This window comes from Yersinia pekkanenii (assembly GCF_001152565.1).
Lineage (GTDB): Bacteria > Pseudomonadota > Gammaproteobacteria > Enterobacterales > Enterobacteriaceae > Yersinia > Yersinia pekkanenii.
Window position 1 is genome coordinate 8,818 of sequence record NZ_CQAZ01000010.1, and the last position, 23,424, is coordinate 32,241.

Sequence of the window (23,424 nt, forward strand, 5' to 3'; positions counted from 1 at the left end):
CCGCCGCTAACTTATTGGTGAGCGATTATGTCGATGAGTGAAGAGTATCAACCCATCAATTGTGATGACTACGATAATCTAGAGCTCGCCTGCCAACATCACCTGATACTGACGTTGAAGTTGAGAGGCGGTGAGATTGTAGAGGGAAAAGCCAGCGATCTGCTGCTCAGAAAAAAGGTCGAGTACCTGATTGTTGACCAAGAAGGGACCATGCGCGAGTTGCGTTTGGACCATATCGCCAGCTTCAGTCACCCCGAGATCGGGACTGTTGTGGTGAGTGCATCATAGTTTCATCCCATGATATTGACGACGGGCCGCTGAACAGTGGCCCGTCCTCTTTGTATTTGACGTTACTGCCGTGCTTGAAATTTTAAACTTACCTAAAGGTTTCAAACTGGCCTCAAGGTTTCAAACTGGCATAGTAAGCGGCCAAATCAGAAAAATCCTCGTCCGATAAGTTACTCACATAAGCACGCATCACTTCAGCCTGCCCACCAGTGCGACTGCCTTTCTTATAGGCTGCCAATGATTGTTCTAAATACAGGGCATTTTGCCCAGCCAGATTCGGGTACATCGGCACCGAAACCTTGCCCTCGGCACCATGACAAGCCACGCAACTGGCAGACGTAACCCGCCCCGCCTCGATATCATTTTTTGCCAGTGCCGAAAAACTGCTCAATCCCAATAACACCATCATACTGATGACAAATTTCATCATTGCTCCTCAAAATGGACGGTCTACTTGTTCTTATTTTATTATTCCGCTTTGGTCCAATTCAGATACCAGCACGGTTCACCTTCTTTAGCCTGACCTGCCTGAGCTACGAATACCCCAGCAGCAGCAATCAATTGTTCACCAAAATAGAGCAGAGGAATACGTTCCCGTTGCCACGGCGGCACCCCCAATTCTTGCCATAGCTTCTTACTCTGACGTGAATGATGTCGTCCGACAATTCTGATATCCCCCTGTAAACCGAAACGGACGCTGATCACCTCACCGGCAGCCGCAGCCCTGACCGCTTGCCCCCCTTCAGTAATAAAACTCAATACCCCCAGATTGGCAGGTAGAATCAAAGGGCCAGGGGGGATTGCGACATGATTAGGCCCAGCCTCAATGTTGGCCCAAGGTAGATGCCGTATATTTATTTCAGCCAGCGGTGGCAATAGATATAAATATTGTCGGAAACGCCGGACCTGATGTGTGCCAAGAGTTAATTGAGGTTCGGCGTCTTGTCTGGCCATAGCCACTTCCAACCACAAACGTTGTAATTGGCTTTGCGATGGCATTGATGCACCACATCCGGCTAACCAACGGCGTAATATCGCCGCACGCTTAGCTTCTGAAGCCAGTAGTAAACCTTCAATGGAAAGCGCACCATCGTTGTTTTGCAGTTGTTGCAGATTATCGGCCAGCAATTCATCCAATAGCTGTTCCTGCTCAGCACACAAACCTGCACTACGCGCCGTAGCCTGAGCAAAATGCGGCCAACGCTGATGAAGCAGAGGCAAGACTCTTAATCGCAAGAAATTACGATCGAAGCGATCATTCTGATTACTGTCATCTTCAATCCACTGTAATTGCTGTGTTCGAGCATAGTTTTCTAACGTTTCACGGGAAAATGACAACAATGGCCGCAATAACTGGCTGTGAGCAAAAGGCATTTTAGCGGCCATCGCGGATAACCCCGCCGGGCCACTGCCTCGTTTGAGTGCCAGCAGAAAGGTTTCACATTGGTCATCTTGATGCTGGGCGGTAAGTAATACTTCATCGGCGGCTAAATGTGAGGAAAATGCCTGATAACGGGCCGTTCTGGCGGCGGCCTCAATACCGTTATGGCGGGCGTCAATATTCACCCGCACCACTTCAAGTGGGATTTGCCATTGCACACATTGCTGCTGGCAATGCTGTACCCAGCTATCGGCCAATGGATTTAAGCCGTGGTGAATATGAATGGCGCGGATCGTCAACTCAGGCATAAATTGCTCACGGATACAGACCAATAAATGCAATAACACACTGGAATCCAGACCACCACTAAACCCCACTAATACATGGCGGTGTTCACCCAATTGTGCGAACAGGGGGTTAAGTAACACATTTGGTGTCGCGGGGGCTGAGTTCATGTTACTCCGGTATCAATTCATAGAGCTCCAGAGGTAAACCATCTGGGTCAGTAAAGAAAGTAAAACGTGATTTGGTGTAGGGATCAATGCGAACCGCTTCGCAAATCACACCGGCAGTGTTCAGTTCTCTGAGCGCCAGTTCAATATCATCTACCTGAAAAGCCAGGTGCCTTAAACCACAAGCCTCTGGGCGATCAGGACGTGCTGAAGGAGAAGGAAAGGAAAATAGCTCAATCGTATATTGGCCATTTAATGCCAGATCGGCTTTCCACGAGTCACGTTCCTCACGGTAAACCTCACTCATCAACGTGAAACCCAGCACATCACAGTAGAATCTTTTACTGACCTGATAATCTGAGCCAATGATCGCAATATGATGAATTTGACGTATTGCTAGCATGTATTACTCCAGTCTGGCCATTAAGATCTAAACAGTTAAAGTAATGCCTATTATCACACCAGACACTATCATAACGAACAGGTTTGGTCTCTTCGGCAGATTCACTATCGACTTCTATATTATCGTACTTCTTCTGTAAGTGCAGGTATATAGAATAAGTGACATTGCTTTATATAAAACTTCAGATCGAAATAGGATTATATTTTTTAATACAAATAAAATTATTTTTATACTCCCATGCCAATATTTCAGCATGATAGATTTAAACCCATCCAAAGTAAATTAAAACAAATCAAGAGAAGATGGTATGTTAAGAAATGGATACTTTATTCTATATATAATAATGTTATTAATCCCCATTGTCACATTTGCTATTCATCCGGTAAGTGTTGTTTATAGGGCTGACTCCCGTACCCCAGAGGAAATAGTTCAGGCGGGGGGAATGTATCCATTCACTGGTTTACCTCCAGATATTGATTTATTGCATCACTTCGAAGGCGAGTCTTTAGAAGGATATACTAGCGCATTTATTTCCACCACAGCTTCATTACGCCAAGCTGTAGAACATGCAGCTTTTACCGCACGAATAAATGATGAAGAGCCATTCGATACCGAGTTTGAAACTTATCTATATGTTATACGTCCCTCGATAAATTTCTACAATATTGATGAGTCACTCAACTATATAATAAATGAGACACCTGATAATTCAGATTTATATAAAGAAGTCAGTCGTACACTTCACAGCTATGGCGGTATGAATGAATGGGTTGCGTTGGGCGGTTTTGCACAAACCAGGATTATCTCTTACGCACGAATAACGGGTGACATGTTGCAACAGCATTATCACTCTGGTCAAATATTTTCATCCTCATTTTGGGATGAGCATTGGCAAAATAACCCCCTTTATCTTTCTGCCTTGGATCAAGACCTGAGTTCTTCGGTACCTTATTTTAGCATTGGAGTTCCCCGCGGCTATATCACTATGCTACAAAATGAGGCAGGGCAACAATTACCGTTAGTAAATACTTGTCATGAAGAACCCAGTACGAGTGATTCGAGAATTAAAAGACAGTTATCTCGAGTAACCTGTCAGAATAAAGCATTTACCACATCAAGATATTTTTATAACACAGAACTATTACTTCAGTTTTTAAATATACTTAGTGAATTAAAAATAAATAAAAAATTTGATATCAACATAGAACAAGATGAAGAGGAGTTATAATGAAACTATCTTTAACACATGCAATTATTTTAATCCCTCTATTTTCTTATGCTGAAAATAATTATGAGTTAGTAGGTAAAGTTAATGGAATACGTATTTCTGCAAACACTTGCCATATATCTTTTGATGCAGAAAACTCTCCATATTATAGCAGTGGCTGGCATTTCTCTGATGGTGATTCGGTTTGTAAAATAGCAATAATTTCTTATCTTATGGGAAAAACAGTAAGAGCTACGGGAGAAATCAATACAGAGAATGAGCTATATACAAATACGGTGAAAAATATCACGTTGGGTGTCCAGGGTATTCACTGGCCGCCTTATCATATCCCTGACTAGATTTTATAAAAAAACCGGAGACAATTAAGCTCCGGTTTTTCAAATACGGTGTCATCATCGAGTGTGTAAATCAGCAATAACCGTAATTCATCAGACGCTGATAACGACGATTCAATAATTCTTCGTCATTCAAAACATCCAGATCACTAAGATCAGCCAACAGTTGCGCCTTCAAAGCAGCAGCAATAGTGGTGTAATCACGGTGCGCGCCGCCTAAAGGTTCAGGGATAACCGAGTCAATCATCTTTAATTCTTTCAGACGATGAGCCGTAATACCCATGGCCTCTGCGGCTAACGGTGCTTTATCAGCACTTTTCCACAGAATAGATGCACAGCCCTCTGGGGAGATAACAGAATAAGTACTGTATTGCAGCATATTCACTTTATCACCCACACCGATTGCCAATGCACCGCCGGAACCCCCTTCACCAATGACGGTACAAACAATGGGTACATTCAGGCGTGACATCTCACGTAGGTTACGTGCGATAGCTTCAGATTGACCACGCTCTTCTGCGCCGACACCAGGATATGCCCCTGGTGTATCAATGAAAGTAATGATTGGCAGCTTAAAGCGCTCAGCCATTTCCATCAGACGCAGTGCTTTACGGTAACCTTCTGGTGCTGGCATGCCAAAGTTACGGCGGATCTTCTCTTTGGTTTCGCGACCTTTTTGATGACCAATAATCATCACCGGACGCCCATCCAAACGAGCAATACCACCAACAATAGCTTTGTCGTCTGCATAAGCACGATCACCGGCCAGCTCTTCGAAATCAGTAAAGATATTAGCGATATAATCCAGGGTATAAGGACGACGAGGATGGCGTGCCAGTTGGGCAATCTGCCATGCGCCGAGGTCCGAGAAAATTTTCCGCGTCAGCTCAACACTTTTCTCACGCAGACGCTGGACCTCTTCATCCAGATTAATATCTAATTTTTCGTCTTGACGGCTGACTGCAGTCAGCGAGTCAATTTTCGCTTCCAGCTCTGCAATCGGCTGTTCAAAATCAAGAAAATTCAGACTCATAGCATTCCTATTTTAGTCAAATTCCAGTTCCACCTGTTCATTACCTACCAGCGTTCGCAAATCTATTAATAAGCGATCGGTGGGCGTCACACGCCATGTGGCTCCAAACCGCAGCCGGGCGCGAGCATTTTCGCGTTGGTAATAAAGATGTACCGGGATCGTCCCCGCTCGATGGGGTTCCAACGACTGACGGAGACGGTTCAAAAGCTGGTCATCAATTTGCCTGTCGGTCAGCGATATAGCAAGCCCACGGGCATATTTTTCACGAGCTTCACTGATGTCCATTAACTCACGGGCGGTCATTTTAAGTCCACCACTAAAGTCATCAAAGCTGACCTGTCCGGTAGCTATCAGGATACGGTCTTTTTCTAATAAATGCTGATATTTTTCCAATGCATCGGTGAATAACATCACCTCCAGACGCCCGGAACGGTCATCCAAAGTACAAATACCGATGCGATTCCCGCGTTTTGTTACCATAACCCTTGCAGCGATAACCAGCCCCACCGCAGTGGTCATTTTGCCCCGGTCCGTCGGATGCATATCTTTCAAACGCTGCCCGCCGGCATAACGTTCTATTTCCTTTAGATATTGGGTAATCGGGTGGCCGGTTAGGTATAACCCCAGCGTTTCCCGCTCACCGTCTAAAACGATTTGTTCCTGCCACGGCGGCACATTAGCATAAGATTGTTCAATCTGCTCAGGTGCATCAGCCAAGACACCAAACATATCTGCCTGACCAATCGCCTCAGCCTTGGCATGTTGGTCTGCGGCTTTTAATGCTTCGCTCAATGAGCTCATTAATGCAGCACGGTGTGGCCCTAAACGGTCAAAAGCACCGGACATGATCAATTTCTCTAAAATCCGGCGATTGAGCTTTTTAGTATCGACCCTGGCACATAAATCAAATAATTCTTTGAAATAGCCGCCCTCTTTACGCGCCTCCAGCATGGCCTCAATCGGCCCTTCTCCCACACCTTTAATTGCGCCAATTCCATAAACAATTTCACCGTCATCGTTCACATGGAAATGATACAGACCACTATTAATGTCAGGAGGCAGAATTTTCAGCCCCATACGCCAGCATTCATCAACCAGGCCAACCACTTTATCCGTGTTATCCATATCAGCCGTCATTACCGCAGCCATAAACTCGGCTGGATAATGTGCTTTTAACCAAAGCGTTTGATAGGAAACCAATGCATAAGCGGCAGAGTGAGATTTATTAAAACCATAGCCGGCAAATTTCTCTACCAGATCAAAAATCTTAATTGCCAGTTCACCATCGACACCCTGACTTTTCGCACCATCTTCAAATATCGAGCGCTGTTTGGCCATCTCTTCCGGGTTCTTTTTACCCATCGCACGACGCAACATATCTGCGCCACCGAGTGAATAGCCGGACAGAACCTGAGCAATCTGCATGACTTGTTCCTGATACAAGATGATGCCATAGGTTGGCTCAAGTACCGGTTTCAGAGATTCATGCTGCCACTCAATATCTGGATAGGATAATGCTTCACGACCATGTTTACGGTCAATAAAGTTATCTACCATCCCTGATTGCAGCGGGCCGGGGCGGAATAATGCCACCAATGCGATCATATCTTCGAAGCAGTCCGGCTTCAGACGTTTGATCAAATCCTTCATGCCTCTGGATTCAAGCTGGAACACTGCCGTCGTTTCAGAACGTTGCAGCATATCGAAGCTTTTTTTATCCTCCAGTGGGATGGATGCAATATCAATCGGCTCTAACCCGGTTTTGGCACGCCGGGTATTGATCATTTCCAGCGCCCAATTAATGATAGTTAGCGTGCGCAGACCGAGGAAGTCAAACTTCACCAGCCCGGCATATTCCACATCATTTTTATCGAACTGAGTAACCGGGTTCTTCCCTTCCGCATCACAATACAGGGGGGCAAAATCGGTAATTTTGGTTGGTGCGATAACCACCCCACCGGCGTGTTTCCCGGCGTTACGGGTGACCCCTTCTAGCTTACGCGCCATATCAATCAGCGCCCGGACCTCTTCATCTGCCTCATAGATTTCAGGCAGTTGTGGTTCAGCAGCAAAGGCTTTTTCCAGCGTCATACCCGGATCAGGTGGGACTAATTTTGAGATACGATCAACGAAGCCATAAGGATGGCCTAATACTCGGCCCACATCGCGAATTACCGCTTTGGCAGCCATGGTACCGAAGGTAATAATCTGGGAAACAGCATCACGGCCATACATTTCAGCCACATGTTCAATGACCAGATCGCGTTTCTCCATACAGAAGTCAACGTCGAAGTCGGGCATCGATACACGTTCGGGGTTGAGAAAACGTTCAAACAGGAGGTCAAATTCCAGTGGATCCAGATCGGTGATTTTCAACGCATAAGCCACCAGAGAGCCCGCACCTGAACCGCGCCCTGGCCCTACCGGTACACCATTATCTTTGGACCACTGGATAAACTCCATTACGATCAGGAAGTAACCGGGGAAGCCCATCTGGTTGATAACTTTCAGCTCAATCTCTAGCCGCTCGTCATATTCTGGCCGTTTTTGCACTCGCTCTTCAGGATCAGGGAAAAGCAGCTCCAGGCGCTCTTCCAGACCTTGCTTCGATTTCTCTACCAGAAAATCTTCCGTACTCATATCGCCGGTAGGGAACTGCGGTAGGAAGTATTCCCCAAGGCGGATGGTTACGTTACAACGTTTGGCTATTTCAACACTGTTGATCAAGGCTTCAGGAATATCCGCGAACAGCTCACACATCTGCTCTTCATCGCGCATAAACTGCTGGGGGCTGTAATTTTTAGGTCGTTTAGGATCAACCAATGTAAAACCGTCGTGAATAGCGACACGGATCTCATGGGCGTCAAAGTCAGACTCATGGATAAAACGCACATCGTTAGTGGCAACAACAGGTAACCCGCGCTCCGTTGCCAACGCCACGGCCGCATGAAGATAGTTTTCTTCATCAGGGCGACCAGTACGGATTAACTCCAGATAGTAGCTGCCAGGGAAATGCTGTTGATAAAACTCAAGACACTGATCAACCTGAACCTGATTGCCACGTAAAATAAATTTACCCACATCCCCCATCCGACCGCCAGACAGCAGAATCAACCCTTTTTTATACTTAATAAGCCAGTCACGATCAATGATCGGACCCGCAGCGCCATAGCCACGTTGATAAGCTTCGGAGATCAGTAAGGTAAGATTTTGGTAACCGTCATTATTGCACGCCAACACGGTGAGATGAGCGAGTTCATCGCCCAGAATTTCACTTTGCACATAGAAGTCTGCACCAATGATGGGTTTGATCCCCGCACCATGAGCGCTACCGTAGAATTTCACTAAACCACACAAGTTAGTAAAATCGGTAATGGCCAGAGCAGGCATGCCTAGCGCAGCAGCTCTCTTCACCAAGGGTCCAATCTTGGCTAATCCATCGATCATGGAATAATCGCTGTGAACACGCAGGTGGACAAAACGAGGTTCGGCCATATCCAGACACCAGAAATTAGTGGATTGAATCGTATCCCCGGCAATTTATAACCGAGGCATTATAGATATACGTTATGGATGCTACTGCGCTGTTTACGCCAGACCCAGTACGCGCTTGACCGGGCCAAAACTGCGCCGATGGTGTTCGGTCGCCCCTAGAGCCGCCAACCTTTCCCGATGGAAAGCCGTTGGATAACCTTTGTGCTGCGCGAAACCATATTCAGGGAAACGGAGATCCAGCTCGATCATTTCACGATCACGGGTCACTTTAGCCAGAATAGAGGCCGCACTGATCTCGGCTACCCGGCTATCACCTTTCACAACAGCCAGTGACGGCATCGCCAGTTTTGGGCAGCGGTTACCATCAATCAACACATAATCAGGTGCAATGTGCAAACCTGTAACCGCTCTCTGCATCGCCAGCATCGTCGCGTGCAAAATGTTCAGGTGATCAATTTCTTGTGGCTCGGCACGACCAAGGCTCCATGATAGTGCCTTGTCTGTAATTTCGTCATAAAGTGACAACCGGCGCTTTTCACTCAGTTTTTTCGAGTCAGCCAAACCGACTATTGGCCGTTTAGGATCGAGAATAACTGCGGCGGTGACAACTGCGCCGACTAAAGGGCCACGGCCAACTTCATCCACACCAGCAATCAAATTTGCCTGAGGGTAAATAAAAATATCAGTCATCGCCCTGCTAACTCCAATACCGCCTGCGCAGCCTGTTCATCGGCACCACAGCGGATGCTCTGATGTAAAGTCAGGAAACGCTCTTTTAATGCCTCAATCGCATCACCACCTTGCAGTAGCGGCAGCAGTGCATTGGCTAATTTTTGTGGCTGACACTCTTGCTGCAATAGCTCAGTCACCAACTCTTCACCCGCTAATAAATTAGGCAACGAAACATAAGGTGTCTTGACTAGCCTTTCTGCCAGCCAGAAAGTAAATGGCTTCATGCGGTAACCGACGACCATCGGGCATTTAGCCAGCATACATTCCAACGCAGCAGTACCGGAGGCCAGCAATGTTGCATCACTGGCAACCATCGCCACGCGCGCATGGCCATCCAGTAAATGTACCGCTAAATCAGGTGCTACCTCGGCCTTAATTCGCTCGAACTGCTCACGCCGTTTGCTGTTAACCAGCGGAACCAGTATTTCCAGCGCCGGCAGTTGTTGCTTGAGGATGGCGGCTGTACGCAGGAAATCACCACTCAGTATTTCTACTTCAGAATGACGGCTGCCCGGTAGCAGAGCTAAGCAAGGTATATTGGGTGCAATACCAAGCTCTGCTCTTGCGGCTGGTTTATCGGCGGTTAACGGCATGGCATCAGCCATGGTATGGCCGATAAAGCGGCAGGGAACATTAAAACGGTCGTAAAACGCTTTTTCAAAAGGAAGAAAAGCCAGCACCATATCGGTCGCTTTACCAATTTTGAAAACACGTTTTTGTCGCCAGGCCCAAACTGATGGGCTGACGTAATGTATGGTTCGGATACCCCGCTGTTTCAAACGCCCTTCAAGGGTGATATTGAAATCAGGGGCATCGATACCAACAAAAACATCGGGGGAGAGTTCACTAAAGCGTTGAGTCAGTTCTTTTCGGATTTTCAATAGACGTGGCAGGCGCTCTAACACTTCAACAACCCCCATCACTGCCAATTCTTCCATCTCAAACCAGGCTTCACATCCTTCAGCTTGCATCAGAGGACCTGCCACACCGACAAAACGGGCATCGGGTACCCGAGCTTTCAGCGCACGAATCAACCCTGCACCTAAGATGTCGCCAGATGTTTCTCCGGCGACTAAACCTATAGTTAAAGGACGCCCGCCGTTCAACGGACGATCAACAGATAATGGGTTATTTTGCATAGGTCAGCGAATAATGCCGCGAGTCGAACGAGCAAAGAAATCACTGAATGCCTTAACTGCCGGATGTTGCTCCGCCAATTCGGCAATTTCTGGTTTCACTTCATCCAGCGTCCGGCCACTGCGATACAACAACTTGTATGCATTACGGATCGCATGAAGAGATTCCTTGTCGAAACCACGGCGCTTCAACCCTTCAATATTGATACCGAACGGTGTTGCATGGTTACCCTGAGCAATGACATAAGGAGGCACATCCTGAGCAACACCAGAACACCCCCCCACCATCACATGCGCACCAATCACGCAGAATTGATGGATAGCAGTCATTCCGCCAATAATGGCAAAATCGTCAATCTCCACATGACCGCCCAAGGTTGCATTGTTCGCAAGAATACAACGATCACCAATGATACAGTCATGGGCGATATGGGCATTGATCATCAGTAAATTATCGCTGCCTACTTTGGTTAATCCGCCACCTTGCACGGTACCACGGTGGATAGAGACACTTTCACGGATCCGGTTACGGTCACCGATTTCAACCCGAGTAGGCTCGCCTGCATATTTCAGATCCTGGTTCGCTTCACCAATGGAGGCAAACTGGTAAATCTGATTATCACAGCCGATTTTTGTTATTCCATTAACGACGACATGGGATTTCAGTTCCGTGCCCGCGCCGATTTCCACCTGGGATCCGATAAAGCAGAAGGGGCCAATATGAACGCCGGCACCAATAACAGCACCTTCTTCGACGATAGAACTTGGATGGATAAAGGCCGTTTTGTCAATCACGTATCAGGACTCCTTAACGACATGTTCTGCAACTATAGACTCTACAATAACAGATTCTACAACAACAGATTTTGCAACGACAACGTCTACTGGTGTTGCTGGTTTGCTACGAGCACACATCATCGTCGCCGTACAAACGATTTCACCATCGACTTTTGCAACACCCGTAAAACGAGTCAGACCACGGCGTTCTTTGACAAACTGAACTTCCATGATCATTTGATCGCCAGGCACTACCGGACGCTTAAAGCGAGCTTCATCAATGCCAGCAAAGTAATAAAGTTCGCCCGGTTCAAGTTTCCCACGGCTCTTAAACGCCAAAATCCCAGTCGCCTGCGCCATAGCTTCTAAAATCAGCACGCCAGGGAAGATAGGCTTACCGGGAAAATGGCCTTGGAAAAATGGCTCGTTGAAAGAGACGTTCTTCACTGCACGCAGAAATTTTCCTTCCTCGAAATCAAGGACGCGATCTACCAGCAAGAATGGAAAACGGTGCGGGAGTAGATCTAAAATCTCTTCAATGTGCAGAGTATGAGTGTCAGTAGTCAAAATACTCTTCCTGTCTAAAAAACTGATGCTATCAACAACACGGCCTGCACTGCCTCAAAAGGGAGACATTAGGCAGGCCGCAAATTAGGAACTCTGGACACTTTTGGCATCAACTGCCAATAAGCTTGATTATTTGCTCAGAGTATCAGGCTTGAGTGATTATTCTTTATCGATTTTACGCTCAATAGCTTTTAAGCGTTTATTAATCCCATCGATATTCATCACTAAAGCGGCTGTCTTGCGCCAAACTTTATTCGGTTGTAGCGGAATACCGGAGGAGTATAACCCAGGTTCAGTGATTGGACGCATCACCATCCCCATCCCGGTGATGGTGACTTTGTCACAAATCTCCATATGACCGTTGATCACACTCGCGCCACCTATCATACAATAGCGGCCGACTTTCAGGCTGCCCGCCATGATAACCCCCCCCGCAACTGCGGTATTGTCGCCAATCACAACGTTATGTGCAATCTGACATTGGTTATCAATGATGACGCCGTTACCAATAATCGTATTATCCAGTGCCCCACGGTCAATCGTGGTACAGGCACCTATCTCAACACGGTCGCCAATATGTACCGAACCAAGTTGGGGTATTTTTATCCAGTTCCCACGATCATTTGCATAGCCAAAACCATCTGCACCAATGACCGTACCGGATTGAATCAAGCAGTTTTGCCCAATCACAACGTCATGATAAACGGAAACATTGGCCCACAAACGGCTACCAGCACCAAGGTGAGTATTCTTGCCAATAAAGCAGCCAGCACCGATAACAACGTTATCGCCCAGCACCACACCAGACTCTATCACTGCATTTGCACCGACGGAAACCTTCGCTCCCAACCTGGCTTGCGGAGAAATTACCGCGCTCGGCGCAATATCCTGCGCGGGCTGAGGGGTGGTATCCATTATCTGTGCCATCCGTGCATAGGTTAAATAAGGATTTTTAACCACTAACGCCGCAGATTTACAGAAAGGCAAGTCAGCCTCAGTCAACACCACCGCACCTGCATTACAAGTCGCGAGTTGTTCCTGATAACGGCTGTTGGACAAAAACGTAATTTGCTCAGGTTGGGCAGAATGCATAGAAGCGATGCCGGTGATGACGAGTGAGCCATCACCGTGCACCTGTGCATCCAACTGCTGGGCTAAATCAGCCAGTCGAATTGAAGGCATGTTTTATTTAACCTGTTTCAGCACGTCAGCAGTGATGTCTTTAGAAGGGTCTGCATATGCAACAGCATTTGCGTCAATCACCACATCATAACCACCTTTGCTAGCAACAGATTTAACTGCATCCTGAATACGGCTCAGAATTTTGTTACGTTCTTCCATCTGACGACGGCGATTATCTTGCTCAAAAGCCTGGGCTTTAGTAGAGAAAGTTTCACGCTGAGTCATTACATCCTTTTCCAGCTTGCTACGATCAGTGGCTTTCATGGTAGAACCGTCACGTTGCAGTTTCTGCATTTTAGTTTGCAGATCACGCTCCATTCCTTGCAGTTCGGTTGCACGGCCTTTAAATTCATTCTCCAATTGCTTAGCTACGGTTTCACGCGCAGGTAATTGTTGGAAGATGCTGGAAACATTAACAATAGCAATTTTGTCAGCGGCTTGAACGCTGGCAGAAGCTGCCAATGCTAAACCAAGACCTGCGGCACACAACCACTTTTTCACTATAAACTCCTTACCATTACCTGTTTGTGTCAGAGACACCTTGAAGTGCACTTAATACTGAATAAGACCTAAAGTAACGCCAACCTGCGCCAACGCTACTTTAGGTTATTTCAACTACCAGTGCTGTCTTTAAAATCCAATACTACTTTGCCAATCAATTACCAAGTCTTACCAATGTTAAACTGGAATTGCTCTGACTTATCACCTTCGTAATCTTTAACCGGCTTAGCATATGAGAACACCAACAATGGACCTAATGGCGACATCCATTGCAGTGACACACCGGCAGACACACGAATATTGCTCGCTTTACTGTAATCAGGTATGCCTGCAGCACGTGTCTCTGCGGTATTTTCCCAATTGGTATCCCATACGGTACCGGAGTCAATGAAGAATGAGGTACGTACCGAGTTTGCGTATTTCTCACTGATAAACGGTGTTGGTGTAATCAGTTCTAAACTGGCCACCGCCATCGCGTTACCACCGACAGCATCGGTAGAATCTCTGATGCTGCTCCCATTAGCATTATAGTACGCAGCTTTAGGGCCGATGTTATTTGATCGGAAACCACGCACTGTGCTGGAACCACCGGCATAGAAGTTCTCGTAGAAAGGCATCTCTTTAGAACCGATCCCGTCGCCATAACCCAAGCGACCACGACCTAAGAGCACCCACGAACGATCTTCATCTAACGGCTGGTAAGCGGAAGTATCGAAAGTGATTTTATAGAACTCGTTATCAGAACCAGGCACCGTAACCTTGGTGTTTACTGATGATTTAACACCCGAGGTTGGGAAGAAACCCCGGTCAAGATTGTTATATGTCCAACCCAGATTCAGTGTGAAATCATCTGCGGTGAAATCAGCACGATCAGTTTTGTTCGGATTTTCACCTACTGATTCAAGATAGCGCCACATTGCGACTTGCGGCTCCATATCAGACAGGGAGTTATGGACGTAACCTAAACCAACACGCAATGAGTTATTTTCATTGATTGGGAAGCCTAAGGTACCGTCGACACCGTAGCTACTGTTGGTATAGCCTGACAGGTCCGCGTTATCTGCTTTAAAATCATTATAGAAGATACGCCCGCCCAGACTTACACCATCAACAGTGAAGTAAGGGTCAGTTAAAGTAAATTCAGCATAAGTCTGGTAATCGTTCTTGGTGCCGTTAATACCGACAGTATTACCGGTACCCAACCAGTTATCTTGCTGTACGCCAACCTGGAAGCTCACACCACTTTCAGTACCGTAACCAATACCAAAGTTCAGGCTACCGGTATTTCGTTCTTTTACTTTGTAGATAACATCAACCTGGTCAACCGTCCCCGGAACACGTTGGGTTTCAACATCAACGGTCTCGAAATAGCCCAAACGGTTCAAACGATCTTTACCCGCTTCAACCTGATCATTACCCAACCATGCACCTTCCATCTGACGCATTTCACGGCGCAATACGGAATCTTTACTGGTGTCATTGCCTTCGAAATGAACATTGCGGACATAGAAACGGTTGCCCGCATCTACGTTGATATGCAGTTTGACTGTTTTATCAGCATCGTTAATTTCAGGTTGAGAGACCACACGCGGATAAGCATAACCATAGCGGCCCAACATCTTCTTGATGTCTTCTTCCATGCGTGTGACTTTACTGCCGTTATACAACTCACCCGGCTCAATCTTTGTCAGCTTATCCGCTTCAGATTGATGGCCAGCAAGATTACCGCTCACAACCACGCTATTAAGCTTGTATTGATCGCCTTCGGTAATGTTGATGGTGATGTAGATGCCTTTTTTATCTGGCGTCAAACTCACCTGAGTTGAATCGATATTAAATCGAGCGTAACCGCGATCCAGGTAGAAGCTGCGCAAGGTTTCAAGGTCACCTGCCAGTTTCTGCTTCTGATATTTACGATCACCGACCACATTCCACCATGGCACTTCATCACGCAATTGGAAGCGTGATATAAGCTCATCGGTGCTGAAACTGTGGTTACCTACGATGTTGATCTGCTGAATTTTTGCAGATACACCTTCGGTAAAGACCAGTTTGAGATCGACACGATTACGTGGCAATGGCGTAACCACAGCCTTCACTGAAGCGCTGTATTTACCCACACTGTAGTAGAAGTCTTCGAGTCCTTTTTCAATGCTAGATATAGTGGTACGGTCCAGGGCTTCGCCAACCCGGACGCCAGAGGCTTCCAGATTCTGCTTAAGCATGTCATCTTTCACCGCTTTGTTACCGGAGAAAGTGATGCTGGCAATCGTCGGGCGTTCTTTGACTTGAACAATCAGCGTATTACCATCGCGCAGGACACGAACGTCCTCGAAGTTGCCTGTAGCAAACAACGCACGAATAGTTTTACCGATGTCATCATCACTGACGGTATCGCCTACGCGAACCGGCATATTAAGTAACGCCGCACCGACGGCGACCCGTTGCAGGCCTTCGAAATGAATATCTTTCACTACGAACCCGTCTGCACCGTATACGGTGGCGCTGCCAAACAGCAGCGACGCTATGAGCAACTTTTTCATCGCCATCGTTGTTATGCGTTCTTCCTAACCTATCCCCAGCCGTTAAAGACGGGAGAAATCATTGAAAAGTGCAAGCCCCATTAATAGCACCAGCAAAACCGAGCCGATGCGATAACTGAAGTCCTGTACTCGCTCAGAAACCGGCCCACCCTTCAGCTTTTCTATCGCCAGGAAGAGCAGATGTCCACCATCTAACACCGGTAATGGGAACAAATTGATAATGCCTAAGTTGACACTGATTAGTGCCAAAAACATCAGGTAATACACCAATCCGTACTCAGCTGAAACCCCAGCGCCTTGTGCAATAGATATCGGGCCACTCAGGTTATTCAGTTTTACATCACCGGTAATCAGTTTACCCAACATGTTTACCGTTAACCGCATCAACTGCCAGGTTTTATCCCCAGCTTGGTAGAGTGCCGTGAACGGGCCATATTGGCGAATCGTTCTATATTCATCCGGAAGCGGTATAACTTTCGGCACTACACCCGCAAAACCTTCATTACGGTTTTCTCCAACCGATTTTGTATCTGGTATCAAGGTTAAAGACAAGGGGGTACCCCCCCTTTCGATATCTAACACCAACGGCTTACCGGGGTTATCACGAACCTGTAAAACAAATGTTTGCCAACGATCCAGTGACTGACCACCAACTTTAACGATCCTATCCCCTGCTTGCAAACCCGCTTTTTGTGCCGCTGAACCCGGTTGGACTTCTGCCAGGATGGATTCAATCTGCGGGCCACGAGGAATAATACCCAGCGCAACCACCGGATCTTGCTTATCAGGCTCAAATTGCCATTGACGCAAGTCCAATGTTTTTTGCACCACATTGGCGGAACCAAATGGAGCAACACCCACTTGTGTTTGCTTGTCGCCAATTTTACCGACTAACGCCAAACGAACAGAATCCCAGTCAGGCGTTTCGATACCATCTACAGACTTAAGTTCCATTCCCGGCGAAATATTGGCTTGTGCAGCAATGGATTGTGGTGAGATATCCCCCACAACCGGGCGCACACTTGGCACACCAATGATAAACACTAGCCAGTAAGCAATGACAGCAAAAAGGAAGTTAGCAATAGGACCCGCGCTGACGATTGCCGCGCGTTGTAAAATGGTTTTATTGTTAAAAGATTGATGACGAAGCTCCGGAGCAACTGCCTCTACGCGCTCATCCAACATTTTAACGTAGCCGCCCAACGGAATAAGGGCGATAACATACTCGGTACCCTGACGGTCAGTCCGACGCCATAGTGCTTTGCCAAAACCAATCGAAAAGCGTTCGACACGGACACCACAACGCCGCGCCACCCAAAAGTGACCGAATTCATGCACTGTAATTAAGATCCCAAGTGCGATAATAAACGCGGCCAGGCTCCAGAGTATGCTCATCATATTCCCTAAACTCCCCGTCAGTGACGGATTAAAACACTAACAGCATTAAGCAGGCAAATACCGGCACAGCTGCGGTCAGGCTATCGATACGATCCAGTATCCCACCATGACCAGGAATCAAATGACCACTGTCTTTGATTCCCGCTTCACGTTTAAACATACTTTCAGTCAAATCGCCGAGTACCGAGGCTAATGCAGCAACCACGGAACAGATTAACAGTTTTTCTGGGATGATATCCAATGGAGCATATCGACCAAACAACCATGATATCAGAGCTGATGTCAGTAAACCGCCAATTAATCCTTCCCACGTTTTACCTGGCGAGACTTTAGGCGCTAATTTATGTTTACCAAACAATTTACCAAACATATAAGCACCTGAATCAGCCCCCCACACCAAGAGCATCACATACAGCAACCACCAGGCACCGATATCGTGGTTCTGTTCATAGCCATACTGGCGCAGTGCCACCATGCCCCAGAAAAAGGGAACAATAGTCAGAATGCCGAAAATTATACGTAACAGACGTGAATCGCGCCACAACGCCGCAGAGCGTGGGTAGGTAAGCACCAACAACAATGCAACGACCCACCAGCCCATAGAGAGCCAGAGCGGAACGCTCACTTGTGGGAGATGAGCTGAATGCTGGTAAGCAGGAAGGCTAAGCAGCATTAGAACCAGTAGAAAACCACAAAATATGGCTAACCAAATACGCTGAGAACGACTGGCAAATCCGGCCAATTGCCCCCACTCCCAAGCTGCAAGCATGCAGACAACGAGAGTTACAATAGCAAAACCAACCGGCGGAAGCAGGAACAGTGCACCAATGACAACCGGAATCAAAATCAAAGCAGTTATGAGACGATACTTCAGCAAAAGTTCCCCCTAGGATGCAGTGGCATCAATAGGTGTAGTTCCCCCGAAGCGACGCTCGCGTTGTGCAAATGCATTCAGCGCACCTTCAAAGACATGTTCATCAAAATCAGGCCAGAGTACATCAGTAAAGTAAAGTTCTGCATAGGCAATTTGCCATAACAAGAAATTACTGATGCGATGTTCACCACCGGTTCTGATCACTAAATCCACCTCAGATTGCTCATGCAGGCAGATATACGAGTTTAACGATTCTTCAATGATATCTGCGGGTTGCAGTTCCCCTCGCTGTACCTGCTCAGCTAAGTGACGCACTCCCTGAATAATATCCCAACGGCCACCATAATTGGCAGCAATGTTAAGTTTCAGACCGTCATTGTTGGCAGTTAACGCTTCTGAGCGACGGATCCGTTGTTGCAAACGTTCACTAAATCGACTGATATCACCAATAACTGACAAACGAACCTTATGTTTATGCAGACTTTTTACTTCGCTGTCCAGCGCATGAACAAAAAGTTCCATCAGAGCGGTGACTTCTTGGGCAGGGCGGTTCCAGTTTTCACTGCTAAAAGCATAAAGCGTGAGCGCATCCAAATCATGAGTAGCAGCAAAACTGACCGCTCGACGAACCGACTTCACTCCCGCTTTATGACCGAAAATCCTTAATTTACCCTGACTTTTAGCCCAACGCCCATTACCATCCATAATGATAGCAACATGGCGTGGCATCAGGGAGGACAAGTTAGCCCTATCTTCATTTACAGACGACATAATGCGAACTCATTTCCTCAATAAATCAATTGTTCATCTCGAACATTAGGCAGTAAGCGCACAAAAAAGCCGTGTACCAAGTCACGGCTTCTTAAGTGACAGCCAAAATAGACGGCTTAAATACCTATTGGGTCACTAATCAACAGTCTATCGCCCTATTGATGATACAGACTATAGCATCTCAACCTTGCCCTAACAAATTCCCACATCAGCCAATGTGGCTTAACTCTTCAATTTTGCTATTGCCTGAACGGCCGCATCACGGGCTTCACTGTCAATCACCAGCACCTCATCCACACTGGCGGGGTCAGGCAATGATAACTGCTCCACTACGGTACAATTAATGGCTGCAATATCAGTGAAACGAATCTGTGAATTTAAAAAAGCCATGACGGTAGTTTCGTTCGCGGCATTCAGCGCAGTAGTGGCTGCCTGGCCTGCATTACATGCATCAATGGCCAGCTTCAGGCATGGATAACGTTGATAATCCGGTGCGGCAAAGGTCAGTTCACGTATTTTGCAGAAATCCAGTGGTTCGACACCTGAACTCACTCGCATAGGGTACGCCATCGCATGCGCAATAGGAGTACGCATATCTGGCGTTCCCATCTGTGCCAATACACTGCCATCATGGTAGCGTACCATCGAGTGAATGACAGATTGAGGATGTAAAATAACCTCTACCTGCTCTGCGCTGGCATTAAATAACCAACGGGCCTCGATATATTCAAGCCCTTTATTCATCATGGTCGCGGAGTCAACCGAGATTTTAGGCCCCATAGACCAGTTGGGATGTGCGCAAGCTTGATCTGGAGTGACATCTACAAATTGAGCCAACGGAGTTTCACGCAGTGGGCCACCAGAGCCGGTTAAAATAATACGGGAAACACCATTATCACTCAGTGAAGAATAGCCTAATTGAGACTGAATATTTTCAGGCAGACTCTGAAAAATAGCATTATGTTCGCTGTCGATGGGGAGTAGCTGCGCACGACTGTGCTTCACTTCATCCATAAACAGCTTACCGCAAGTAATAAGTGACTCTTTATTCGCCAGCAAGACCTGTTTACCCGCGCGGATAGCGGCCAACGTAGAAGGTAAACCGGCCACACCGACAATCGCCGCCATCACCTGATCGACATCATCTAAAGCGGCCAGCTCACAGGCAGCCTTTTCGCCATAATAAACTTCGGTTTTTGAGCCGTTTGCGGCCAATATCAAACGCAATGCTTTCGCGGATACTTCATCGGACATCGCCGCGTAGCGAGGGGCGAATGCTAGACATTGCTTTGCCATCAGCTCGACATTGCGACCAGCAACTAATGCAATAACATTGAATAACTCGGGGTTAGTGCGCACAACACCCAAAGTGCTGTTGCCGATGGAACCAGTAGAACCAAGAATAGTCAGTTGCTTCATGAGAGTGCTCTGAATAACTGTGTTTATGATAGGCGAGAGCGCAACCGACCGGAATAACAGGTGGTCTAATAAATATCCTCGACCCAATTTTATTGCGTATTACTGCCGATATAGCATGACTTTACTAACATATTGAATCGGCAAAATAGTGATCCTGCTAAAAACAAAGCGCCGCCTAAGCGACGCTCTGCTGTTACCGATGAGGATTAGAAATCCATCAACTCGGTTTCTTTAGCAGCCAACGCCGCATCAACTTTCTTGATAAAAGCATCGGTCAGTTTTTGTACTTCTTCCTGAGAGCGACGGTCTTCATCTTCGCTGATCTCTTTATCTTTCAATAAAGCTTTTACTTTGTCGTTAGCATCACGGCGCACGTTACGGATAGAGACACGACCCTGCTCTGCTTCTGCACGCACCACTTTGATTAAGTCTTTACGACGCTCTTCAGTCAATGCAGGTAGTGGAACACGGATAACGGTACCAGCAGAAGAGGGATTCAGACCTAAATCGGAAGTCATGATCGCTTTTTCAACCGCGGCACTGAGGCTACGGTCAAAAACAGTCAAAGCCAAAGTACGGGAATCTTCAACAACGATGTTAGCCAACTGACGCAATGGCGTTGCAGTGCCATAATACTCAACCTGGATGCCATCAAGAATGCTTGGAGAAGCACGGCCGGTACGGATCTTACTGATGTGATTCTGGAATGCTTCGAAGCATTTTTCCATACGCACTTCGGTATCTTTTCTAATTTCGTTAATCACGTTGTGAACCCTTGAAAACTGGTTACTTGACAGGCCATACCTTGAGTATAGCCGGTGAATATGCAAACCAACAGTTGCAGACATTGAGGGCATATCCGAAATCAACATGCCCCTGACAATACAGGCTGCCGCTTATTTAGCGATCGATGTCACTTCTTTAGTGATCAATGTCCCTTCATTCTCGCCCATCACTACGCGGCGCAGAGCACCAGGCTTGTTCATGTTGAAGACACGAATTGGCAGGTTGTGGTCACGGGCCAAAGTGAAGGCCGCCAGATCCATAACTTTCAGCTCTCGCTCTAAAACGTCCTGATAGGTTAACTGTTCGTAAAGCGTTGCGTCAGGATTTTTCACCGGATCTGCGGAGTAAACCCCATCAACTTTCGTCGCTTTTAACACAACATCAGCTTCGATCTCGATACCACGCAGACAGGCTGCGGAATCAGTAGTGAAGAAAGGATTACCCGTACCTGCGGCAAAAATAACCACACGGTTATGACGCAGCAAGCTGATTGCTTCAGCCCAGCTGTAATTATCACACACACCATTAAGTGGAATAGCAGACATCAGGCGGGCGTTCACATAGGCACGGTGCAGTGCATCTCGCATTGCCAGACCGTTCATTACGGTAGCCAGCATTCCCATGTGGTCGCCCACGACGCGGTTCATCCCTGCCTGTGCCAAACCGGCACCGCGGAATAAGTTACCACCGCCAATGACCACACCGACCTGAATGCCCAATTCAACCAGCTCTTTAACTTCTTGAGCCATGCGATCCAAAACGCTTGCGTCGATACCAAAACCTTCTGCGCCTTGCAGGGCTTCGCCACTAAGCTTTAGCAGGATACGCTGATATACGGGTTTTGCATTGGTTGCCATGGTGTTCTGTCCTAAGCAGCAGTAATAAATATTGGGACTTGACCGTCAGGTCTTCAAGGCAATATTGGGCGTTGAAAACTGACCGGACTAAGCACCCTACATAATTCGAGTTACAGGAAAGCGGCAATTGAGCGACAAATCGGTCGAAGACCGGTTTGAACAGCATTTATGCTAGCCCGCAGGGTGAGTCTCAAAGAGACTCATTAATCCTCAGGAGCTTACATAAGTAAGTGACTGAGGTGAACGAAAGCAGTCAACGCACCTGTAATTTGAAATCTGACGGGTATCGAGTGGATAAAATGGAACCGCCAATTGGCGGCTCCATTTTTAGCATTAAGACTGTTTGCTCATTGCTGCAACTTCAGCAGCAAAGTCAGTCTCAACTTTCTCAATGCCTTCGCCCACTTCGAAGCGGATGAAGTTAACCACGTCAGCGTTGTTCTCTTTCAACAGATCGCCAACTGTTTTGCTTGGGTCCATCACGAAGTTCTGACCCGTCAGAGAAACTTCACCGGTGAACTTACGCATACGGCCTTCAACCATCTTCTCAGCAATTTCACGTGGTTTGCCAGATTCGATAGCAATGTCCAACTGAATTTGGTGCTCGCGAGCAACAACTTCAGCAGGAACATCGTCTGGCTTAACGTATTCAGGCTTGCTTGCAGCAATGTGCATAGCAATGTGCTTAACCAGCTCTTCATCAGCGCCAGTTGCCGCAACCATAACGCCGATACGTGCGCCGTGTAGATAAGTCCCAAGAACATCGCCTTCCAGAGCAGCAACACGACGAATGTTGATGTTCTCACCGATTTTAGCAACCAGGTTTGCGCGTTGTTCTTCGAACTTAGCTTTCAGAACGTCGATATCAGCGATTTTGTCCGCCAAAGCTGCGTTGATAACTTCTTCGCCGAATGCTTTGAAGCCAGCATCTTTAGCTACGAAGTCAGTTTCGCAGTTCAGTTCCAGAATCACACCGAATTTGCCGTCGGCTGAAACTTTAGCCAGGATGATACCTTCAGCAGCGATACGGCCTGCTTTCTTGGCAGCTTTAGCCTGACCAGATTTACGCATATTGTCGATGGCAAGCTCAATGTCGCCGTTAGCTTCAACCAACGCCTTTTTACATTCCATCATGCCTGCGGCAGTACGCTCACGCAGTTCTTTTACCAAAGCAGCGGTAATAGCAACCATTTAAATTTCCTCGGTTCTCTTGTGAAAACAAGATCTCACATTAGATATGCAAAGGGGGCCTATAAAAGGCCCCCC

Annotated in this window: 22 protein-coding genes; 3 read left to right on the plus strand and 19 right to left on the minus strand. The window is 47.1% G+C overall.

Features of this window, described 5'->3' with window-relative positions:
- The first annotated feature begins 27 nt into the window (after positions 1 to 27).
- Positions 28 to 288: a Rho-binding antiterminator gene (gene rof / locus AEP37_RS06640; protein WP_049611703.1), complete on the plus strand. Its 261-nt coding sequence runs from the start codon at positions 28 to 30 to the stop codon at positions 286 to 288.
- Positions 289 to 400: 112 nt separating this feature from the next.
- Here the strand turns inward: rof and AEP37_RS06645 are convergent, their stop codons facing one another.
- The 3 genes from AEP37_RS06645 to AEP37_RS06655 are packed head-to-tail and all read right to left on the minus strand — an operon-like array spanning position 401 to position 2,524.
- Complete coding sequence (locus AEP37_RS06645) at positions 401 to 718, minus strand: c-type cytochrome (RefSeq protein ID WP_049611705.1); 318 nt, start codon at positions 716 to 718, stop codon at positions 401 to 403.
- A gap of 38 nt (positions 719 to 756) precedes the next feature.
- Complete coding sequence (gene tilS / locus AEP37_RS06650; RefSeq protein ID WP_049611708.1) at positions 757 to 2,124, minus strand: tRNA lysidine(34) synthetase TilS; 1,368 nt, start codon at positions 2,122 to 2,124, stop codon at positions 757 to 759.
- Position 2,125: 1 nt separating this feature from the next.
- Positions 2,126 to 2,524 carry a VOC family protein gene (locus AEP37_RS06655; protein ID WP_049611709.1) on the minus strand — a complete coding sequence of 133 codons (399 nt, stop codon included), beginning with the start codon at positions 2,522 to 2,524 and terminating at the stop codon, positions 2,126 to 2,128.
- 307 nt (positions 2,525 to 2,831) lie between these two features.
- Here AEP37_RS06655 and AEP37_RS06660 point away from each other — a divergent pair, with 307 nt between their 5' ends.
- Positions 2,832 to 3,752, plus strand: a complete 921-nt coding sequence (locus AEP37_RS06660; protein WP_072086251.1) for an enterotoxin A family protein — start codon at positions 2,832 to 2,834, stop codon at positions 3,750 to 3,752.
- The gene (locus tag AEP37_RS06665; protein ID WP_049611716.1) at positions 3,752 to 4,090 is read left to right on the plus strand and encodes a hypothetical protein; all 339 of its coding nucleotides are present in this window, start codon (positions 3,752 to 3,754) and stop codon (positions 4,088 to 4,090) included. The genes AEP37_RS06660 and AEP37_RS06665 overlap by 1 nt, the downstream gene beginning before the upstream one ends.
- Before the next feature lie 70 nt (positions 4,091 to 4,160).
- Here AEP37_RS06665 and accA read toward each other — a convergent pair whose 3' ends face one another.
- The 16 genes from accA to tsf form a co-directional block, all read right to left on the minus strand.
- Entirely contained in the window at positions 4,161 to 5,120 is a 960-nt protein-coding gene (gene accA / locus AEP37_RS06670; protein ID WP_049611719.1) for an acetyl-CoA carboxylase carboxyl transferase subunit alpha, read from the minus strand.
- A 12-nt stretch (positions 5,121 to 5,132) separates the two neighbouring features.
- Positions 5,133 to 8,615: a DNA polymerase III subunit alpha gene (gene dnaE / locus AEP37_RS06675; protein WP_049611724.1), complete on the minus strand. Its 3,483-nt coding sequence runs from the start codon at positions 8,613 to 8,615 to the stop codon at positions 5,133 to 5,135.
- A gap of 93 nt (positions 8,616 to 8,708) precedes the next feature.
- The gene (gene rnhB, locus AEP37_RS06680) at positions 8,709 to 9,305 is read right to left on the minus strand and encodes a ribonuclease HII (RefSeq protein WP_049611726.1); all 597 of its coding nucleotides are present in this window, start codon (positions 9,303 to 9,305) and stop codon (positions 8,709 to 8,711) included.
- On the minus strand, positions 9,302 to 10,486 hold the full coding sequence (gene lpxB, locus AEP37_RS06685) for a lipid-A-disaccharide synthase (RefSeq protein ID WP_049611728.1): 1,185 nt from the start codon (positions 10,484 to 10,486) through the stop codon (positions 9,302 to 9,304). The genes rnhB and lpxB overlap by 4 nt, the downstream gene beginning before the upstream one ends.
- 3 nt (positions 10,487 to 10,489) lie before the next feature.
- Positions 10,490 to 11,278, minus strand: coding sequence for an acyl-ACP--UDP-N-acetylglucosamine O-acyltransferase (lpxA, locus tag AEP37_RS06690; protein WP_049611729.1), 789 nt, complete (start codon positions 11,276 to 11,278; stop codon positions 10,490 to 10,492).
- Positions 11,279 to 11,281: 3 nt separating this feature from the next.
- Positions 11,282 to 11,827, minus strand: coding sequence for a 3-hydroxyacyl-ACP dehydratase FabZ (fabZ, locus tag AEP37_RS06695; protein ID WP_049611732.1), 546 nt, complete (start codon positions 11,825 to 11,827; stop codon positions 11,282 to 11,284).
- Positions 11,828 to 11,986: 159 nt separating this feature from the next.
- Entirely contained in the window at positions 11,987 to 13,009 is a 1,023-nt protein-coding gene (gene lpxD, locus AEP37_RS06700) for a UDP-3-O-(3-hydroxymyristoyl)glucosamine N-acyltransferase (protein ID WP_049611734.1), read from the minus strand.
- A 3-nt stretch (positions 13,010 to 13,012) separates the two neighbouring features.
- The gene (gene skp, locus AEP37_RS06705; RefSeq protein ID WP_049611735.1) at positions 13,013 to 13,510 is read right to left on the minus strand and encodes a molecular chaperone Skp; all 498 of its coding nucleotides are present in this window, start codon (positions 13,508 to 13,510) and stop codon (positions 13,013 to 13,015) included.
- A gap of 158 nt (positions 13,511 to 13,668) precedes the next feature.
- Positions 13,669 to 16,059, minus strand: coding sequence for an outer membrane protein assembly factor BamA (bamA, locus tag AEP37_RS06710; RefSeq protein WP_049611737.1), 2,391 nt, complete (start codon positions 16,057 to 16,059; stop codon positions 13,669 to 13,671).
- Positions 16,060 to 16,095: 36 nt separating this feature from the next.
- The gene (rseP, locus tag AEP37_RS06715; RefSeq protein ID WP_049611739.1) at positions 16,096 to 17,451 is read right to left on the minus strand and encodes a sigma E protease regulator RseP; all 1,356 of its coding nucleotides are present in this window, start codon (positions 17,449 to 17,451) and stop codon (positions 16,096 to 16,098) included.
- A gap of 28 nt (positions 17,452 to 17,479) precedes the next feature.
- Positions 17,480 to 18,328, minus strand: coding sequence for a phosphatidate cytidylyltransferase (cdsA, locus tag AEP37_RS06720; RefSeq protein WP_049611741.1), 849 nt, complete (start codon positions 18,326 to 18,328; stop codon positions 17,480 to 17,482).
- Positions 18,329 to 18,337: 9 nt separating this feature from the next.
- A complete protein-coding gene (gene ispU / locus AEP37_RS06725) occupies positions 18,338 to 19,096 on the minus strand; it encodes a (2E,6E)-farnesyl-diphosphate-specific ditrans,polycis-undecaprenyl-diphosphate synthase (protein WP_049611742.1) in 759 nt (252 codons plus the stop codon).
- Positions 19,097 to 19,318: 222 nt separating this feature from the next.
- Positions 19,319 to 20,515 (minus strand): 1-deoxy-D-xylulose-5-phosphate reductoisomerase, encoded by a 1,197-nt coding sequence (ispC, locus tag AEP37_RS06730; protein WP_049611744.1) that lies wholly within the window; start codon positions 20,513 to 20,515, stop codon positions 19,319 to 19,321.
- Positions 20,516 to 20,721: 206 nt separating this feature from the next.
- Positions 20,722 to 21,279: a ribosome recycling factor gene (gene frr, locus AEP37_RS06735; protein ID WP_049611746.1), complete on the minus strand. Its 558-nt coding sequence runs from the start codon at positions 21,277 to 21,279 to the stop codon at positions 20,722 to 20,724.
- 132 nt (positions 21,280 to 21,411) lie between these two features.
- The gene (gene pyrH, locus AEP37_RS06740; protein WP_005185746.1) at positions 21,412 to 22,158 is read right to left on the minus strand and encodes a UMP kinase; all 747 of its coding nucleotides are present in this window, start codon (positions 22,156 to 22,158) and stop codon (positions 21,412 to 21,414) included.
- Positions 22,159 to 22,491: 333 nt separating this feature from the next.
- Complete coding sequence (tsf, locus tag AEP37_RS06745; protein ID WP_049611748.1) at positions 22,492 to 23,349, minus strand: translation elongation factor Ts; 858 nt, start codon at positions 23,347 to 23,349, stop codon at positions 22,492 to 22,494.
- Between the last annotated feature and the right edge of the window lie 75 nt (positions 23,350 to 23,424).

Coding starts and splice junctions, on each gene's coding strand:
- rof (WP_049611703.1), top strand. CDS start 28: ATGTCGATGAGTGAAGAGTATCAACCCATCAATTGTGATGACTACGAT.
- AEP37_RS06645 (WP_049611705.1), bottom strand. CDS start 718: ATGATGAAATTTGTCATCAGTATGATGGTGTTATTGGGATTGAGCAGT.
- tilS (WP_049611708.1), bottom strand. CDS start 2,124: ATGAACTCAGCCCCCGCGACACCAAATGTGTTACTTAACCCCCTGTTC.
- AEP37_RS06655 (WP_049611709.1), bottom strand. CDS start 2,524: ATGCTAGCAATACGTCAAATTCATCATATTGCGATCATTGGCTCAGAT.
- AEP37_RS06660 (WP_072086251.1), top strand. CDS start 2,832: ATGTTAAGAAATGGATACTTTATTCTATATATAATAATGTTATTAATC.
- AEP37_RS06665 (WP_049611716.1), top strand. CDS start 3,752: ATGAAACTATCTTTAACACATGCAATTATTTTAATCCCTCTATTTTCT.
- accA (WP_049611719.1), bottom strand. CDS start 5,120: ATGAGTCTGAATTTTCTTGATTTTGAACAGCCGATTGCAGAGCTGGAA.
- dnaE (WP_049611724.1), bottom strand. CDS start 8,615: ATGGCCGAACCTCGTTTTGTCCACCTGCGTGTTCACAGCGATTATTCC.
- rnhB (WP_049611726.1), bottom strand. CDS start 9,305: ATGACTGATATTTTTATTTACCCTCAGGCAAATTTGATTGCTGGTGTG.
- lpxB (WP_049611728.1), bottom strand. CDS start 10,486: ATGCAAAATAACCCATTATCTGTTGATCGTCCGTTGAACGGCGGGCGT.
- lpxD (WP_049611734.1), bottom strand. CDS start 13,009: ATGCCTTCAATTCGACTGGCTGATTTAGCCCAGCAGTTGGATGCACAG.
- bamA (WP_049611737.1), bottom strand. CDS start 16,059: ATGGCGATGAAAAAGTTGCTCATAGCGTCGCTGCTGTTTGGCAGCGCC.
- rseP (WP_049611739.1), bottom strand. CDS start 17,451: ATGATGAGCATACTCTGGAGCCTGGCCGCGTTTATTATCGCACTTGGG.
- ispU (WP_049611742.1), bottom strand. CDS start 19,096: ATGTCGTCTGTAAATGAAGATAGGGCTAACTTGTCCTCCCTGATGCCA.
- ispC (WP_049611744.1), bottom strand. CDS start 20,515: ATGAAGCAACTGACTATTCTTGGTTCTACTGGTTCCATCGGCAACAGC.
- pyrH (WP_005185746.1), bottom strand. CDS start 22,158: ATGGCAACCAATGCAAAACCCGTATATCAGCGTATCCTGCTAAAGCTT.
- tsf (WP_049611748.1), bottom strand. CDS start 23,349: ATGGTTGCTATTACCGCTGCTTTGGTAAAAGAACTGCGTGAGCGTACT.